Source organism: Paenibacillus sp. FSL L8-0494 (assembly GCF_038003695.1).
Classification (GTDB): domain Bacteria; phylum Bacillota; class Bacilli; order Paenibacillales; family Paenibacillaceae; genus Paenibacillus_AQ; species Paenibacillus_AQ odorifer.
Genome location: NZ_JBBOPQ010000001.1, coordinates 5,815,022 through 5,832,790 on the forward strand (window position 1 = coordinate 5,815,022; position 17,769 = coordinate 5,832,790).

The window sequence follows — 17,769 nt, forward strand, 5'->3', positions numbered from 1 at the left end:
GATTACGATTTTATGCTCTTTGCCCTGCTTATTTCCTTACGCAGCTGTTCATTGCTGTAGCTGAATGCCGCGATTAATGTCTTACAGTTCATTTCGAGCGATTGTTTTAAATCCTCAAGATGGCTATCCAGATCCTCGAGCTGAATTTTGTCATGCAGACCTTGGTGCCGCTGCCACAAATCATCCTGCATTTCAGAATTCATATAATGAATTTCAGCATTTCTGCGCTTGCGTAAATTCTCCAATGGATCGCGGTAGGAGTTCTTGATCTGTTCCAGTTGATCCGCTAATGCAGGATGCACATTCAATAATTGAAGCTGACGCAGCACTGTAAAGTAAGAAAAGTGCATTTTTAATTTGGATGTTTTGAGATCATAAAAATGATTCAGTACCGTCCCAAGCTTGTCCAGAAGAGAGAAAACCCGGATAAAGCCATCTTTATAAAAATAAACATAACGTGCATAATCGCCCTGTTCCACCGGTGTCATATCATCCATATAACCCGCAATCACTAATTTCCGGTAAAAAGCGGCCGCGAACCAACTTTGCTCCAGTTCATCCAGAGAGGAAATCAGCCCACGTGTCCAAATCTCCAGCTTGCGGTATTCATGGTCATTATCCTCATGGGCACTCATTTCCTTGCGCAGCAATGCTGCAAAAGTGGCCATATTCTCCATCGCATCAGCCAACACACCACTGTTCTTTCGAGGCGGCTCTCCAAGTAATACCCGCAGCATATCCCAGTCCTCCTAAAGTTTTGTTCAGCGTCTGCTTCCATGGACTGCTTCGTACAAAACTCGCGACGTAAGCATCGGCCAATCAGCTCCACGATATACCGATTTCCACTTTATTATTCCGCGGGTGAAGCGCCTCTATCCACGGAGGGAATGTTCTACCAAGGCGGTGGAATCATTGGGTTCGTTACATTTTTTCCAGACACGACACTACCCGCACGATTTAGCTGCCAGACTCTTACACTCATATAACATAAGACACCAAACAAACTGGCAATCAGCAAAATATGAGCCAAAGCGGCAAATATGTACAATCTTTCATTATCTAGGGTGTAAACCACAGCCGCCCCACTAAACACCTGCATCAAGCATAACAGCACTGCAGCTACACCTAGCGCTCTAAGCTCTGGATAATCCTTATGTTTCCAAAATGCTAAATGCCCAAGCAGCGCAGTAAGCATGAATAAGAGCAAAGCCGCAATCCGATGCGTAAAAACAACACCTACACCTCCGGAAAGCTCCGGAACCCATTCTCCATTACAAAGCGGCCAACCCGAACACCCGCCCTGTGAATCCGTATGACTTACAAAGGCTCCAATATACACGACAATATAAGAATAGATGGCAGTAAAACAAGTTAAATTGCGAAAAGCCTTACTTACGGGCTTCTTTTGAGCTTCCAACGTATGATCATATTCGCGCGATTCATGCCATCTCTTGGTTCCAAGAGCCAACATCATAGCGCTCGAAAAGGCGATCAAAGAAAAACCCATATGCAGCGCCATTACAGCAGCAGATTGAGATTTAATTACTGCAAGCGCTCCCATACCACCTTGAACGATGACGAATAATAAAGTCATAAATGCATAGCCCAGCAAATCGCGCCGAGTACGGGCATAACGCCAAAAAGCAAACATCGAGGCAAGTGAGAATAACCCTGCCAAACCGCTAAACAAGCGATGGGTGTATTCAATCATCGAGCCTATAGTATAAGCCGGAATTAATTTCCCATGACAGAGCGGCCATTCATTTCCGCATTCCAAGCCCGATCCAGTCTTCGTCACTACCGCTCCTCCGAGTACAGCGAGGAACATGATAAGGCAAGTAAGATAACTAAGCCATTTCAACTGATTTGTCGTCAAAAATATCACCCGCAGTTTTTAGTAATGAAGAAGCAGCCAGACTTATATTTCAAAAAACCACCGCTTTTGCACAAACAGGCGAAAGCGGTGGTTCCTTAGGAATTACTTTTGAAGGCTTTGATGCACTTGGACCGCTTTATCAAGGAAATTCTCAATCTCTTCACGGGATTTGCGCAATTTATTAACGAATCTAACCAATTCCCGTCCATCCGAATATGCGACGAAGCTTGGAATACCCATAATATTTTGTTCTTGGCTAACATCGCCCACGGCATCAACATCTACCTCAACCAGTGTAAGGCGGTCTGCATAAGCCTGCTCTACCTCTGGGATAAAAGGATCGATAAATTTGCAATCCGAGCACCAGTCAGCCTTGAAGATGGCCACTGTTAATCGAGGTGATTGAATGGCTACCTGAAATTCAGCAGGAGAACTAATTTTGTCCATGATTTACTCAGTCCCTTCTTCAATATCTGTCTATTTTCTACTCTTTAAGTGAAGCAAAATGCAGGGTAGAAGTCAAACCTATTCTCTCATACGAACACGTGCAGGCTGTAACTTCATCAGCGGATTCAATAATTTTTGCAGCGCCCGCGGATAACTGGAGATTTCCTGTTTAGTCAGCACGCCCAGCACAATAAGCAGTACTAGATAAATAACAACAACTGCTGCTCCTACAACAAGACAAGTGATCAGAAACGCCAAACGTGCCGGCATCAGATCTGTTAATAGAATCCCAGCCTCATTCAAGCCATAACCAATCCCGCCGGACACAAGTACCGCAATCGCGAAACCGCCCCAACGTTTGCCCATAATTTCAAAAGGCACGATCGATTTCAGCATGCGTAAGTTAAGCAAAGTAATGACCACGAAACAAAGTGCTGTTGCACCGATGATTCCGTAGATGCCAAATACCTTACTAAGTAATAAGCTTGCCACTAATTTTACAATAATACCCGCTAACACATAATACATGGAAATTCGCGATTTGCCCATACCTAACAAAATAGAGTTCGTTGTCATCATCGTAATCTGAAAGATCGTTCCTAAAGTAAGCATGGCTACGATACCACTGCCATCTAAACTGGCGAACAATAATCCATTTACAGAATAAGCAGCTGCTACAAGCGCCAATACAATCGGCATCCCTGTCAAAATAGAAATCCGCAGAGCAAGCGTTATCTGCTTTTTCAAATGCCCCTCATCACGGCGGGCATAGGCAGCCGAAATGATCGGAATCAATGAAGTTCCAAGTGCGATAGCTAGAACAGGTGGAATGCCCGCTACACTCTGAGCACGATTGGATAAAATACCTAGCGCTGAAGTGGCACTCTCCCTACCTATCTGATCAATCAATAATCGTACCGTAAGAGAAGTGTCAATTACATTCACAACCGGAATCGTAAGGGAAGACAGCACAATGGGAATAGACAGTGTAAAAATATCCTTGTAGATACCCCAAATCGGTAATTTTTGAGCAGTATCATAATTCAATCCTAATTGCTTGTCCTCACGACGAAGTTTGACTGCAAAATAAATCATTACGCCAAACGCCGCGATACTACCGATCACGCTACCAAAGGATGCTCCCGCAGCAATTGTAGTGTTGCTATAACCTTGATGTAATAAAATATAAGCCAGCAAAATAGCGGTCAGTACGCGAGCGAATTGCTCCACGATCTGAGAAATCCCACCTGCCATCATATTGTTGCGGCCTTGAAAATATCCACGCATCATCGCTATTGCCGGAAAAAGCAGCAGCGCAGGCGCAATAGCTTTTATCGCCATCGCCGATTCAGGGACATCAGCAATATGAGTTGCATAAAATGGAGCCCCTATGTACAGCAAGACAGTCATAAACACCCCTGCAGCCACTGAAAACAGCAGTGCAGCATGATACACTTGTCTCGCCTCTTCAGGACGATTCAAGGCGTATCGTTCAGAGACCATTTTGCTGAGTGTACTTGGAATCCCAGCGGTGGCTACGGTTAGAAGCATTAAATAGATATTGTTAGAAACTCCGAACGATGCTCTCCCCACACCGTCAAAGATATGGTCCAGCGGCACCCGCTGGACAAGCCCGAGTACCCTTGCCACCAAAGCTGCAGCAGCAAGGATAAGCGTGCCTTTAACAAAAGACTCTTTCTTGGACAAACTCTTTCCCCTTCTTCACTGTTAAATTAAAACCGGGCGACCCATATAAAAAAGAGGACGACCATAATTACCTGCAACACGATTTTGACCAAGGTGCTGCTAAATAAGCCAAGTATGGAGCCAACACTTACCTTAGCAGCTTTAGAAGGTGAAGATCCCACGATCAATTCTCCAATAAAAGCCCCTAGAAATGGCCCAATGATAAGACCAAAAGCCGGGATAACAAAAGGTCCCAAGATCAGCCCGATCGTGCTCCCGATAATCGATGAACGTGAGCCGCCAAATTTTTTGACACCCCACGCTCCTACAACATAATCAGCAACAAAAAGAACTACAACAATCAGTGTTTGAATAATCCAGAACCAAACCCCAAAGGGCTCAAAAGAAAAGAACCAGCCGTATACAAAAAAGGCAAGATAGATCGCTAACGCACCCGGCAGTATGGGATACACAGCCCCTGCCAATCCTACAGCAAACAAAACAATGATAAGAATCCAACCCAGGATCGTCAATTCCTTAACCTCCTACTAGCATAATGCTCCATGGATTCACTTCGCAGTACTGCTTTTATTATTTGCTGCCTACAGAGGCTGCAGCTTCGGTAAAGATATACTTTTGGATGACCTCGGCAATCCCGTCTTGATTATTGGTCGCCACCACAACATCAGCCTCTTGTTTAACCGTCTTTTGCGCGTTGCCCATGGCAACCCCAAGTCCAGCCTGCTGGATCGCCGCCAGATCGTTAAGGCTGTCGCCCACAGCTACAACTTGCGACATTTCTATTCCCAGCAGCTTGCAGACTTCCTTTATTCCTGCTGCCTTATTCACGCCTAGAGGATTAATCTCCAGATTGTGCGGAGAAGAGTTCGTAATCTCCAGTCCACCCATATCTTGAAGACGAAGCAACAGCTTATGGCGAAGCTCATCATCTTCAGTGTGATAACCGAACTTAAGCCATTCTCTACCCGTTACATCCCCATCCCAGTTATCCTGTTTGAGAACTTCGTCCAGAGAATAAGCCCAGAACCAGATGTCATCTGCTTTTGCAAGATCATACATTTCTTGTACCAGCTTGGGATCCATTAGCGATCTCCGGTATATTTCATGTGGCGCTCTCCACACCTCACTGCCGTTCACAGTGATCATCGGTGTCTCTAAACCTAGCTGCTCTGCATAGGGTAAGGCACTTACAAATGCCCGGCCTGTCGACAGACAGACATGAACGCCTGCGTTGACCGCCTTTTGAATCCATTCCACCGTTGTGGGTGTAATTATCTGTTCATCATTCAGTAGGGTTCCATCCATATCCAATGCAAGCAGGCGGTATTTGGCAATCATTTGCCACCCCTCCATTCTTGTATGCTCTCTATTGAGAAGCTGTTTATTTTTTTAAATCTTAGCCATAGGGTCAGAGTTACTCGGTACCTGTAGTCTCTCCCTCCTTCGCATTATCATTAGTATTATTGCCAGACTGGAGACTTTTCTTTGGAACTCCATCAAGCCCATATTCCCAATCATAGGCATCAAATATTTTACGTGCGACTGGTGCCGCACTTTGTGAACCAAAGCCACCTTCAGGGATTACAACCGCCACAGCCAACTTAGGATTATTACGTGGAGCATATGCAATAAATACCCCATTATCGCGAATTTCACCCTTAGCTACTTGCTGAGAGGTTCCCGTCTTACGGGCAAAGTCATAAGGGAAATCAGAAAAAGCACTAACTTCACTTCGCATCCCCTGCTTAATTTCATTCCAGTAGGACTTATCGAAGTTTGTTACTTCATCAAGCACCTCACGTTTAAATTCTTTGATTATATTTCCATCTGCATCAGTAATCTTGCTAACCAGTTGAGGTTTAATCCGCTGTCCTTCATTAGCAAGTGTAGTAACATACTGTGCAAGCTGCATTACTGTATAACTTCCTTGTTGTCCGAAAGAGGCATAGACCAGTGCGGACTGCGCACTACCAGCAGCTTCTATATTGGTATAGTTTCTTTGACCCAAGAATTCATTAGGCAGGTCAATTCCCGTAGATACACCAAGGCCGAACTCTTTCATATAGACATCCCAGATGTCTATCCCTTTGCTTTTATATTTGTCATACAATCTTTTACCGACCATATCGACCATAAATGCATTCGAGGATTTCTCAATGGCTCTAGCAGGATCCAAAGAACCATATACGTGGTTAGAAGAGTTTCTTACCTTCGTTTCATGCCCAGACTTACCAAAAGTCGCAAAACCTCTATCCTGATAATAAGAAGAAGTTGAAAACAACCCTTCATTCAGACCCACGAGTACACTCAAAGGTTTAATCGTTGAACCTAGAAGCAGTACAGATCTTAGTCCGTTCCCTGAGGTTCCCGAAGAAATAGGAGTGATCGTACCGTTCTGATAATTATCCATAATACTGTTCCAGACATCTGAAGACAAAGAACCTGATGTCCAAACATTCGTATCATAGTCAGGCATACTCGCCATAGCGACAATATTACCAGTATCCACTTCCATCGCTACTGCATATCCCGTTAAAGCATTCGGATGCGTTCTGCCTTGTACGGTATTAGAGTGCAACCATTTGAGCTGATCTGTTATCGCCTGTTCTGTCTTCATCTGAACATTCTTATTAATCGTTGTCCAGATGTCATTTCCTTTGACAGGCGGAACGACACGCTCAATTTTCTCCGCCATATTCTGTGGATTAACGGAAATTTCCTGATAGCCGTTTTGCCCGCGAAGCTCACGCTGATATTTCAGCTCCAGCCCATCGAATCCAACAAATTCGTCATCCTTATACGTTAGCCCTGGCTCTGGATTGTTTTTCATAGCACTTAGAATGTTTTTATAAATATTAAGACTGTTCGCGGATTTGAAGGGTTTGATATAACCAATCGTCTGTACAGCAACCGTATCTTTATCATAATGACGAATGCTCTCCTCGACAATCTCAAGCCCCGGATATTCTCCTTTATGCTCCATGAAATAAGCTACTTCTTCAGTAGTCAGATCAGCCTTAATTCGCCGTGCCATAAAGCCAAGTGATTTACGAAAATATAAATCCAGCGCATCAATTACATCTTTCTCCGTCATCTTCTCTGCATTTGGATTACCATATTTATTGAAATCAGCTACCAGCTTGGCTGCCAAGGCATCAGACTTGGCCTTAGCCTCTGGGGTCAGCGTTGTTTTACCGGTGACTTTATCTGTTTCCTTAGCCGTATACTCTTTATTGAGCGTGATATACAGCGATTGAACAGGTGTGGAATAAGCTAGCTTCTCACCGCCTGCAGCGTATATAACCCCTCTCATGGAAGCTAACGGTACATTTTTAGTATCTCTACTCGTCTCTACCTCAGTTAAAGTTGGACCTTCCACGAACTGCAGGACAGCTAGCCGGATGATGATTACGCAAAATATAACGAACGTGCTAAAGAAAAACACGTTGAGTCGCAGGCCAATGGAACTTTTGCTGCTGGTCTCGTCAGGAGGTGAGGCCTGCTTACGGAAAAAACTCACAGTTTTTCTCTCCTTTTTCTCTAATTTAAGCTTATTGTTCTTGAACGGGATCTGCCACAGGAGGAATATTCTTCTTTGGAACCCCATCCAGCCCATATTCCCAATCATAAGCATCAAAAATCTTACGGGCAACCGGAGCTGCACTATTGGAGCCAAAGCCGCCCTCCGGAATCACAACCGCTACAGCCAGTTTCGGATTCTCACGTGGAGCAAAGGCAATAAAAACCCCGTTATCACGGTTTATATTTTTTCTATCCGTTTTTTCAGAGGTTCCTGTCTTACGGGCAAAATCATAAGGAAAATCGTCAAAAGCACTAACTTTACTGCTCATTCCCTGTTTGATTTCTCTCCAGAACGATTTATCAAAGGTTACTTTATTAAGCACTTCTTTTTTAAATTCCTTAACCACCTTACCTTGCGCATCCGTAATCTTACTTACAAGCTGTGGTTTAATTCGCACACCTTCATTTGCAAGTGTAGTAGCATACTGGGCAAGCTGTAATGTAGTATAACTGCCTTGCTGGCCAAAAGATGCGTAGACGAGCGCGGCCTGCGAGCTCCCTGCAGCCTTGAAATCTGTATAGTTAATCTGACCTGGTGATTCACCGGGAAGACCACTTTGTGTTGACACACCCAGTCCGAACTTTTTCATATATTGGTCCCAGACCTCTACGCCTTTATCTCCCAGGTATTTCTTATAAAGTTGCTTTCCGACCATATCCACCATAAATACGTTAGAGGATTGCTTGATAGCATCAGCCGGATACAGTTTTCCATAGACATGACCTGATGAATTTCTAACCGATGATTTATCATCCTTACCGAAATAGGTAATCCCCACATCTGGATAAGTGCTCGAGGTGCTAAAAAATCCTTCATTTAAACCAATTAATACACTTAACGGTTTGATGGTCGATCCCATGAATACAAGAGAGCTAAAATCATGACCCGATCTCCCGGAAGAATTCGAGGTAATAGTACCATTCAGATGATTGTTCATAATTTTATTCCAGACGGATGTAGGCAACGAGTCCTTTGTCCATACATTCGAATCGTAATCCGGCATACTCGCCATAGCGACAACATTACCAGTCTCTACTTCCATTGCTACTGCATAACCTGTTAAAGCATCTGGATGAGTTTCGCCTTGAACAGCATTGGTGTGCAGCCATTTAATCTGATCCAATATGGCCTGTTCAGTCTTCATCTGAACATTCTTATTAATAGTCATCCAAATGTTATTGCCTTTTACAGGGGGAACGGTCTGTTCTACCTTCTCCGCCATATTTTGAGGAGTGACCGAAATGACCTGATAACCATTTTCTCCGCGCAGTTCGCGTTGATACTGCATTTCCAGACCATCAAATCCTACATATTCTTCCGTTTTATACATAAGTCCCGGTGAAGAATTGTCTTTCATTGCACTACGAATATTTTTGTACATCGCTATGTCTTCGGTTGATTTAAAAGGTTTGCCAAAACCCACCGTCTGCACAGCTACCGTATCTTTATCGTAGTGGCGTACACTTTCTTCCACAATGGTAATACCTGGATATTCATCCTTGTGTTCCATGAAATAAGCTATTTCTTCTGAAGTTAGCCCTGCTTTTATACGACGCGGTACATAACCCAGATACTTTTTAAAGTCCAGATCAAGTAAATCCAGCACGTCCTGCTGCGTTAACTTGGGGGCATCTGCACTTCCATATTTCTCAAACTCCGCTACTAATCTTGCTGCAAGGTCATTAGACTTATTTTTCGCTTTTTCCGTTAGTGAGGTTTCACCCGTTACTTTATCGGTAGTTTTAGCTGTATATTCCTTATTTAGGGTAAGATAGAGCGACTCAACAGGTGTAGAATAGGCTATCTGCTCACCCCCGGCAGCAAAAATAATCCCTCGCATGGCTGCCAGCGGAACAAACTTCGTATCCCGTTTAATCTCTTCTTCTGTCAGCAAAGCTCCCTCAGTAAACTGCAAACCTGCAAGACGCACAATAATGATACAAAAAATAAAAAAAGTGCCAAAGAAAAACAGATTCAATCTCAGACCTACAGAATGTTTCGAAGATTTCCCGTCCGCAGGCGGGAGCTGCTTCCCAAAGCTCACCAGCTTTCTTCCCTTCTATATAAAAATAATGTCTGAATTGCCTTAGCCAGCGACATTGCTCTTATAATGAAGGTGATTTCTAAGAAGCTGATTGTGAGCATTGCACTCGCATTTATGTTAGAGCAGTTGGTATGAGTTTATTGTACCACACGGAAGGAGTGCGGCGCCCTCACTCAGAGTGCGTTCTCCCTAATATGCGTATCGTCAAAATCCTTCGGATTAAACCAATCTCCGCTGCTCGCCCAAGTGGGATCCAATGGAATCCAAGCTTGCCGGTCACTTATATAAACTTCATTCCAGGCATGTGCGCCATACCCGCCTCGACCATCATAGCCTTGCCCCGTTACAACGCGCACCTGTAACCCTTGAGAGCGGGCCATAACAGCGTAAAGACGGGCATAATCAATACATACCCCTATGCGTGTGTCGAAGGTATCCTGCGGGGTCTGTTCATGCCAAATTCTATTTTTTTCATAATTTTCCGCTTTGGCGTAATCATAAGTTACTCGTGTTCCTACCCAATCATACAGTAGTCTGGCTTTCTTCTCGTCTCCTTGCGCTTGTCCAATAATATCTTCAGCAGCTCCCACAATATCTTGTGGAATGTCATGATCGATAACTTCATATTTTCTGCGCAGAATATCATTCATCTCAGCTGCAACGGTCTTCGTCAGAATAGGCAGCTTTTTCTGCACTGTCTCCCCAACAAAGGGTTCAAATACAGCGGCAGCGCTTTGACTGTAGATCGGAGAAGATTCCACATAACGGCTAAATTGACTTTCTGGATTTAGGCCAACACAAATGAAGAGAGCGAGCACAATAATTAAACCACGAGTCAAGCCTATAATTAATCCTATGATAGCTCCACCCATACGGCTTACTTGCGTAATCTTTCTGTCCTTAAATGTCTTGGTGCGCCGTAGCTGGTGGAATGGAAGCAGCATAGACAACAATCCCAGAAGCATGCGAATTAAGATATAAGAGAGCAATAACAACAATAGAAACCGCACCAGCGGCGATTCCGCCAGCACAGACACAGCCGTATAATAAATTTGCTGCCACTGGGTCAGCTGTTTATCAGGCAGACTTATTCCTGCTGCCCAAGTCTGAACATGAGGATTGAGATACGCCGCAGCAGGAATGGCCAGCACCAAAGAAGCTATTGTAAACAGTCCTGTTCCCAGCAGACCGAATAATCTTCCGGTAGCACTTGAGAACCCTCTGCTCCAGCCTTGCAATAGTGAAAAGACTACTACCAGCAGGAGGGCGATGGAGATGATATTTGCATCACTCAGACTAGTCAACCAACCGTTTATCATATCCAATCTCCCCTTTCAGCCGCCCGCTTGCTTGTTTTTGATAATCATTTAAACTGAGGCCGTTTATTGATGTTTCCGAGCTTCCTCGATAAATGTTTGTGTGGTATCTGTAATACTCCACTTCCCAAGACTAACTCCGCGGAAAGTAACCTCTACCTTATCTTCACCAGTAGTACCTTTCACTTCAATATTCGGAGTTGTGATCGTAAATGTTCCGTCACCATTTGAAGTGTACTTCGCATCCTGCGCCTCTTTAAGCATGACCTCTTGTGCTTCCTTCTTCAGCGTGCTTACCGTTCCATCTGCCACCTTATTCACAGCGTTACCAATTTGGTCCATTGTCACACCACTATAGATGAATAGACCTACAACGATAATAATGACAATCGCCCATTTCAACATCGTTTTGACCAAATTAACAACCGCGAACAACAGAACAAGCGCAATAACAATAACTAACCAATTCTCTCTAATAAACTGTGACCACACCTCTGGATCCATCAACCTCACAACACCCCTATCGCCTAGTTTCGTCCTAAGGATTATCTCCTCCATAGACATGACGCCAATATTAATTATTATACATGAATGCCCATCATAATTCATGGTTCCACAGCCAGAGAAAGGTATACCTGCTTACAGGAATTAAAAAAGCGGTATAAGCCCTCTCTGTCCCACGTAAAGTACAAGTAGTTGCTTAAATTTGATCTTCTTAAAATACGCCTTCCTGCATTAACCTTTATTGTAGGTGGCTCTCGGAGGTGTTTCCCTGTGAAAACTGCGCTATGGCTGTACCTGTTTCTTTTTCTGGCGTTTTTTGATTTACATGCACAGTATCCTATTCTAACGCCCTTTGCCATCTCTCTTGGTGCGGGACCCGCCTTTATTGGCTGGATGATGGGCATGTATTCGTTGACCCATCTTCCTGGCAATTTGCTCGCAGGCGTACTCGTCGATCGTAATGGCAGCCGCCGCTACATCGTCTTTAGCCTTGTTACTGCGGGAGCCATTCTATTGCTGCAGGCTCACGCTCAGCTTCCGTGGCATTTGCTGATGCTACGAGCAGCAAGCGGGTTCGCGCTCGCCTTCCTCTCTCCGGCGTGCATGACCTTGCTGGCTTCATTATCATCTGATGCCACTGAGCAGGGGAAATATATGTCCGGACATGGTATCGTTCATACCTTAGCTTCAGTGGTATCCCCAGCAGCGGGTGCCTTTATCGTAGCTAAAGCTGGCTATTCCGGCACCTTCACCACATTGGGATGGCTGCTTATCGCTACAGGAATCATGGCTTTTTTCAGTGTACCGGCGCCTGCCCGGCGTTTAGTACGCCCTGTAAACTCAGCAGCACCTCCTTTAAAAAATCAGGATCTTCCTTCGGTCCCTATATCCGATCCCAATCCAGTTTCCAAACGTTATTATCTGCTGCCTTTTTTCGTTTCTTGTTCACAAGGGGTTCTGTTCTTTGAGCTTCCTCTATCTCAGACCGGAAGTAATAGCATTGTTTCCACAGGTATTCTTTTATCGCTCCTTAGCTTAGGGGCTTTGGTAACACTCAGTTTGTTCTTCCTGAACCGCTTTTCCCCAGGAGGAAGAATAGCCGTGGCCTTGCTAGGAATGGCCCTTTGTTTTTTTGCGCTCGCCTCACTTCACAGCATTCCCGCTTCCGTTATTCTCTTTATGCTGGGTGCAGCCAAAGGAATATTATTTCCTGCAATGGCTTCGCTCTTTATTAGTCTAGGTGGACCAGGACGTATGGGACGCACCTTCTCCATGCAGTCGATAGCCATGTCACTAGGTGCATTCGCAGGGCCTGTGGCCGCAGGACAACTAAGAGACGTTGTTTCGCCTTATTTCATTGCCTTTCTATTGCTGATGGTTGCACTATTACTGCTTCCGCCAAAAAATTCAGCCAAGCTGTCCACCTACTCTTCCAAATGGAATGGGCGGGCCGCATGATTTATTGTTTTTACGACATTTCCCGGGGAATGAAGATTTTCCTGTAGAAACAGTTGTTAAAACTGCTCCTCCTTCGGTAAACTATAATGAGTCTGAAAGTTCAGGCTTCATTTCCGGAGGTGATTGTCAGCAAATGTCCATTACGATTATTGTCGAAGGCAAAAACGATCGCAGCAGATTACGACGCGTGCTGGTACCGGAAGTCGAAATCCTCTGTACCTTTGGTACATTAAATACGCTCAAACTCGAGTCCCTGCGACAAAAAGTAGGAGATGGAGAAGTATATCTTTATATGGATAACGACAGTTCAGGCAAAAAAATACGCGGGATTCTCCGCGATGCCTTTCCCGATGCTGGTCACATCTATACGCGCCGGGGTTATGCCGGAGTGGAGGGCACTCCAGATGAATACAATATTAATCAGCTTGAAAAAGCGGGTCTGGAAGAGTTCATCATATACCCTGAACCCATTCCTTTTTGATTCGCGATATATTGCCTAAGAAATTAAAAACGCCTTTTTCGTTATCCCTTCAATAAACGGGATTCGAAAAAGGCGTTTCTGTTATGCGGTTATGTTCTATTCACGAGCCAATTCATTCAGCCTATCGGCAAGAAATTCAGGCGTTACGTTATCCGTATCTCCTGCGTCATACAATGCACGGAGACGATTGTCTCGATCAACCAATGCTATGCGATTGGCATGTACGAAATTTTCTTTACTATTCCCTGCAATTAGTACTTTAAAAGAATCAGTTGCCAGCTTACGAATCACTTCCTGATCCCCCCGTAAGAAGTACCAACCCTTATAATCTGCCTGGAAACGGTCCGCAAAGGTCTTAATGGCTTCACGTGTATCATTCTCTGGATCAAAAGAAATGGAGACGAACGCCGTATCTTTTCCAAAGTTGCCCTCGTCAACCAGAATCTTCTGTGTCTGGGATAACAGGAACGTAGTTATAGGACATACATCCGGACATTGCGTGAAAAAAAAGTATACCAGCCGTGCCTTACCTTGTGTATCAGCCAGAGTAATCTGGTCTCCATCCACATTTTCAAGTGAAAAGTCCTGCACTTCTCCGATTACCGGCAGTTTTTCTTTTCCTAAATTCAAAGAATTAACTGCCAGATAACCAGCCATTACCAAAGCAAGCAATAGTAGAATCCAGGTCCATTTATAACGCTTAAAGGTCTGCACGGACAATAATACCCTCCCTCTTCTTAACCGTGAATCGTATTTAATACAAGTACGATCAAACTTACCGTTAGGTAGTTAATGGAGAAGAGGAAGTTCTTCTTCGCCCAGACTTCGTCATCTTTTGCTGCAAAGCCCATCAAGGTTATGATTAACCAAGCCAGGGACAGCGCTGTTGAAATCACCAGATAAAAAATGCCTGCATAATCGTAGGCGTACATTAACACTGGAATAGGCAGTAACAGTGCTACATAAGGAATCATTTGAAACTTCGTACGACGTGTTCCTTTGACTACAGGCAGCAGTGGGAAACCTGCGGCTCTATATTCTTCTTTACGTCTAATCCCGAGCGCCCAGAAATGGGGAGGTTGCCACAGAAACAACATCGCAAACATCAGCCAAGCCCCTAGATCAACTGTTCCCGTAACTGCAACGTAGCCAATTACCGGTGGCATAGCTCCAGAGATCGCACCTACTGAAGTGCTCCATGTTGATGTCCGTTTCAACCAAAGGGTGTATACTACAACGTAAACGAACATCCCTACAATCCCGAACAGACCGGCTAAAACTCCAGAAAAAGCAAACAGCACAATCAAACCCGCAATCCCAAGCCCAATAGCATACAGCAATACGGTTTTGGGTTTCAGTCGTCCTGTAGGAAGCCCACGATCGCGCGTTCTTTCCATCTTCATATCCAGATCACGGTCGAAATAGTTATTAAAAACACAGGCCGAAGCCATAACCAGCATTGTACCGAGCAGAGTCAGAACTAATCTGCCGTATTGAACATCCCAACCTGAAGCCAGCCAATATCCTGCAAAGGCAGCGATGAGGTTAGATCGGATAATACCGGGTTTTGTTACGGTAATGAAATCACGCCAACTTGCACCTTCCGGTGGAGATTTTGCAGACATAGCTGCAGAATCGGAAGAAGCTTGAAATGTTATATGATTATCCACACCAAATGATCCTCCTTCTAAACAAACTTCTAACGTTCTAGCCGAAGCACTAAATAGACTTCGCTGTTAACTTTATCATATCAAACCCGAGGAGACTTTGACAGTCATGGCACAGTATGTTCATGAATTTGACAATTACGTGACAATATTTATTTTCAGCCCCTTAATAACCTAAGCCGTATTTGGGTAATTATTAATAATGTACTTCCGAACAACAAAGGAGAACTGACCAATGGACACTGCTACACATTTAGTTATGGGCATAGGGTTAGCCGGACTTTCTTTCGTCGATCCCGTCGTTGCTTCTGACCCTAAACTGGCCGGGGCCGTTATGCTGGCAACGATTTTAGGCTCACAGGCTCCTGATGCCGATACCGCATTACGACTAAAGGACAATGCAATATATATTCGTAATCACCGTGGAATCACACACTCCTTGCCTTTTCTAATTTTGTGGCCCGCTCTGATTGCCCTAGTCTTAGGGCCTCTGTTTGGGTTTACTGATTTGGCAGCTTTAAGCCATGTTGCACTCTGGGGTTTCATAGGTGTAGGCGTGCACGTCTTCTCTGATCTGTTTAACACCTATGGAACTCAGGCGGCCCGTCCATTCACTGAGAAATGGATCGCCTGGAATATCATCCACATTTTCGATCCATTTATTTTTGGCAGCCATATCGCAGCTATTCTGCTCTGGATCACTGGGATTGTTCCGCCTAAACCTTTATTTATTACGCTTTATGCCTGTACCATTCTTTATTATATTTGGAGAACGATTGTTCATGCCCGCCTTACACGAAACATCAAGCTTAAAGATATACACCATACTGCTGGCGAACGTTATATTGTAATCCCTACAATTTCACTTAAACGCTGGAACGTAGTTAAAGTGAAAAAAGACGGCAGTTATGACGTTGGGCAGCTACTGAACAACCGTCTGGAATGGTTCAAACATGCGGTCTGCTCGAATCATCCCGCTGTGGAAATATCCAAGTCGCATCCAGATATTCAGTCCTTTTTATATTTCACCTCTTATGCGGTGGCCGAAGTGGAGGAGCTTCCTTCAGGATATATGGTGCGCTGGGGAGACGTTCGTTATTTACACCGCAAACAATACCCTTTTGTGGCTGTATTAGTTATGGATAACCAATATAAACCTTTAAATACTTATGTAGGCTGGCTTAGCAGCGATAAGCTCGACAAACGATTTTCCATCGACCCTGGTTCTTTACGATGAAACTGTAGACTTACTGAGAGAACTATTCTATAATCACAAAAAATCCCGGAGTATTTATAATACTCCGGGATTCATTTTAGCAGACACGGAAAGGAAGGCTCTTAATGGGTAAAGGACTCTCACTTTGGTTCGCTTGTTCTTCTATTCTTATTCTCACTGCCGCTTCAATCGCGATCAGCTATAGCTTCTGGCTAGCACTTCTGCTTGGTTTTCTCTGCGTATTGAATATTGGCTGGGGATTTATCCTCAAAGCCAGAATTAGACGCAAACAGGAAAGTTTAAGCTCTGATTAGATTAACGAGCTGGCAGAAAGCCCATCCGCTCTTTTACGCCATTCAATGTCTCAGCTGCAACAATACGTGCGCGTTCAGCACCTTCGGCAAGAATATCAGTGATCGCACCTGAACTGCGAATTTCATGATATCTTTGTTGCAAAGGCTCAAGTGTGGACACAACCACTTCCCCAAGATCCTTCTTAAAGCCACCATACATTTGTCCCTCATAACGATCGGCAATTTGCTGGAGGGACATTCCAGAACATTCCGAGTAAATACTCATCAAGTTACTAATCTCTGGCTTATTAGCCGGATCAAAGATAACTTCACGTCCAGAATCAGTCGTTGCACGGCTGATTTTTTTACGGATCACATCCGGCGAATCCAACAGGGCAATATAGCTGCCTGCATTTGGGCTGCTCTTGCTCATTTTTTTAGTGCCATCATCCAGAGACATAATGCGTGCGCCCACTTCAGGGATATACGGTTCAGGAATCGTAAAGAATTCGCCAAAACGGTTATTAAATCGGCCAGCTAAATCACGGGTCAACTCCAAGTGCTGCTTCTGATCTTCACCTACTGGCACAAGATCCGCATTATAAACAAGAATATCTGCTGCCATTAAAGAAGGATATACGAATAGGCCCGCGCCAACCGAATCCTTACCTGATGATTTATCTTTGAACTGTGTCATACGCTCAAGCTCGCCCATTGCCGTTAGCGTAGTCATGATCCAACCCAATTCCGCATGCTGAGGCACATGGGACTGCATATATACATTCGAACGCACAGGATCAATTCCTGCCGCGATAAAGAGTGCAGCTACAGCTTCAGACTGCTCACGCAGTGCCGCAGGATCTTGAGCAACGGTGATCGCATGCATATCGACAACCATAAAGAAACATTGATGATCGTCTTGCAGCTTCACAAAATTTTTCAGCGCTCCGATATAGTTACCCAAAGTTAGAGAACCGCTCGGCTGTATGCCTGACATTACTTTTTTCAACATAATATAGACCTCCGTTAGATGTGATTTCCAATTTCCGAGAACGCAAAAAAAGCCTCATCCGCAAGGGACGTGAGACCGTGGTGCCACCCTTATTCGCTGCTTAACCTTTGTATAGTCAAAAGGAAACAGCCTTAGTCTTCCGTTAACGGGGAAGATCCGGCCGGT

General features: G+C 44.4%; 17 protein-coding genes and 1 other annotated feature (1 of these 18 running past the window's edge). Of the genes, 4 read left to right on the forward strand and 13 right to left on the reverse strand.

The window, feature by feature from the left end; genetic code table 11:
* Positions 1–2: 2 nt before the first annotated feature.
* The 10 genes from NYE35_RS26265 to NYE35_RS26310 all read right to left on the reverse strand — a co-directional run bounded on the left by NYE35_RS26265 (position 3) and on the right by NYE35_RS26310 (position 11,477).
* Complete coding sequence (locus tag NYE35_RS26265; protein WP_341122250.1) at positions 3–737, reverse strand: Cthe_2314 family HEPN domain-containing protein; 735 nt, start codon at positions 735–737, stop codon at positions 3–5.
* A 155-nt stretch (positions 738–892) separates the two neighbouring features.
* A complete protein-coding gene (locus tag NYE35_RS26270) occupies positions 893–1,876 on the reverse strand; it encodes a COX15/CtaA family protein (protein ID WP_076099376.1) in 984 nt (327 codons plus the stop codon).
* Between the two features lie 102 nt (positions 1,877–1,978).
* Positions 1,979–2,323, reverse strand: a complete 345-nt coding sequence (locus NYE35_RS26275) for a thioredoxin family protein (protein WP_036685265.1) — start codon at positions 2,321–2,323, stop codon at positions 1,979–1,981.
* Positions 2,324–2,401: 78 nt separating this feature from the next.
* On the reverse strand, positions 2,402–4,030 hold the full coding sequence (locus tag NYE35_RS26280) for a putative polysaccharide biosynthesis protein (RefSeq protein WP_036685266.1): 1,629 nt from the start codon (positions 4,028–4,030) through the stop codon (positions 2,402–2,404).
* A gap of 26 nt (positions 4,031–4,056) precedes the next feature.
* Positions 4,057–4,542 carry a DUF456 domain-containing protein gene (locus tag NYE35_RS26285; RefSeq protein ID WP_038573189.1) on the reverse strand — a complete coding sequence of 162 codons (486 nt, stop codon included), beginning with the start codon at positions 4,540–4,542 and terminating at the stop codon, positions 4,057–4,059.
* Positions 4,543–4,600: 58 nt separating this feature from the next.
* Entirely contained in the window at positions 4,601–5,368 is a 768-nt protein-coding gene (locus NYE35_RS26290; protein ID WP_036685270.1) for a Cof-type HAD-IIB family hydrolase, read from the reverse strand.
* Between the two features lie 76 nt (positions 5,369–5,444).
* Complete coding sequence (locus NYE35_RS26295) at positions 5,445–7,550, reverse strand: peptidoglycan D,D-transpeptidase FtsI family protein (RefSeq protein WP_076105304.1); 2,106 nt, start codon at positions 7,548–7,550, stop codon at positions 5,445–5,447.
* A gap of 31 nt (positions 7,551–7,581) precedes the next feature.
* Positions 7,582–9,657, reverse strand: a complete 2,076-nt coding sequence (locus NYE35_RS26300) for a peptidoglycan D,D-transpeptidase FtsI family protein (protein WP_256715499.1) — start codon at positions 9,655–9,657, stop codon at positions 7,582–7,584.
* A gap of 173 nt (positions 9,658–9,830) precedes the next feature.
* Positions 9,831–10,976 carry a transglutaminase domain-containing protein gene (locus NYE35_RS26305; RefSeq protein ID WP_036685274.1) on the reverse strand — a complete coding sequence of 382 codons (1,146 nt, stop codon included), beginning with the start codon at positions 10,974–10,976 and terminating at the stop codon, positions 9,831–9,833.
* 63 nt (positions 10,977–11,039) lie between these two features.
* Positions 11,040–11,477 (reverse strand): hypothetical protein, encoded by a 438-nt coding sequence (locus tag NYE35_RS26310; RefSeq protein ID WP_036685280.1) that lies wholly within the window; start codon positions 11,475–11,477, stop codon positions 11,040–11,042.
* 270 nt (positions 11,478–11,747) lie between these two features.
* Between NYE35_RS26310 and NYE35_RS26315 the strand changes: the two genes are divergently transcribed.
* Both NYE35_RS26315 and NYE35_RS26320 read left to right on the forward strand, forming a co-directional pair.
* A complete protein-coding gene (locus tag NYE35_RS26315) occupies positions 11,748–12,935 on the forward strand; it encodes an MFS transporter (RefSeq protein ID WP_038573195.1) in 1,188 nt (395 codons plus the stop codon).
* Positions 12,936–13,068: 133 nt separating this feature from the next.
* Complete coding sequence (locus NYE35_RS26320) at positions 13,069–13,416, forward strand: DNA primase (protein ID WP_036685586.1); 348 nt, start codon at positions 13,069–13,071, stop codon at positions 13,414–13,416.
* Positions 13,417–13,512: 96 nt separating this feature from the next.
* On the opposite strand, the gene NYE35_RS26325 is transcribed toward NYE35_RS26320, so the two are convergent.
* Both NYE35_RS26325 and cyoE read right to left on the reverse strand, forming a co-directional pair.
* Entirely contained in the window at positions 13,513–14,130 is a 618-nt protein-coding gene (locus NYE35_RS26325) for an SCO family protein (protein ID WP_141118578.1), read from the reverse strand.
* A gap of 23 nt (positions 14,131–14,153) precedes the next feature.
* Positions 14,154–15,086: a heme o synthase gene (gene cyoE / locus NYE35_RS26330; protein ID WP_036685285.1), complete on the reverse strand. Its 933-nt coding sequence runs from the start codon at positions 15,084–15,086 to the stop codon at positions 14,154–14,156.
* 232 nt (positions 15,087–15,318) lie between these two features.
* Here cyoE and NYE35_RS26335 point away from each other — a divergent pair, with 232 nt between their 5' ends.
* Together NYE35_RS26335 and NYE35_RS26340 are read left to right on the forward strand one after the other, a co-directional pair.
* A complete protein-coding gene (locus tag NYE35_RS26335; protein WP_076105306.1) occupies positions 15,319–16,320 on the forward strand; it encodes a metal-dependent hydrolase in 1,002 nt (333 codons plus the stop codon).
* Positions 16,321–16,424: 104 nt separating this feature from the next.
* Positions 16,425–16,613 carry a hypothetical protein gene (locus NYE35_RS26340; RefSeq protein WP_038573198.1) on the forward strand — a complete coding sequence of 63 codons (189 nt, stop codon included), beginning with the start codon at positions 16,425–16,427 and terminating at the stop codon, positions 16,611–16,613.
* Position 16,614: 1 nt separating this feature from the next.
* Here the strand turns inward: NYE35_RS26340 and trpS are convergent, their stop codons facing one another.
* On the reverse strand, positions 16,615–17,601 hold the full coding sequence (trpS, locus tag NYE35_RS26345; RefSeq protein WP_036685592.1) for a tryptophan--tRNA ligase: 987 nt from the start codon (positions 17,599–17,601) through the stop codon (positions 16,615–16,617).
* A gap of 63 nt (positions 17,602–17,664) precedes the next feature.
* Positions 17,665–17,769 (reverse strand) — a binding site (T-box leader); it runs 135 nt beyond the window's last position.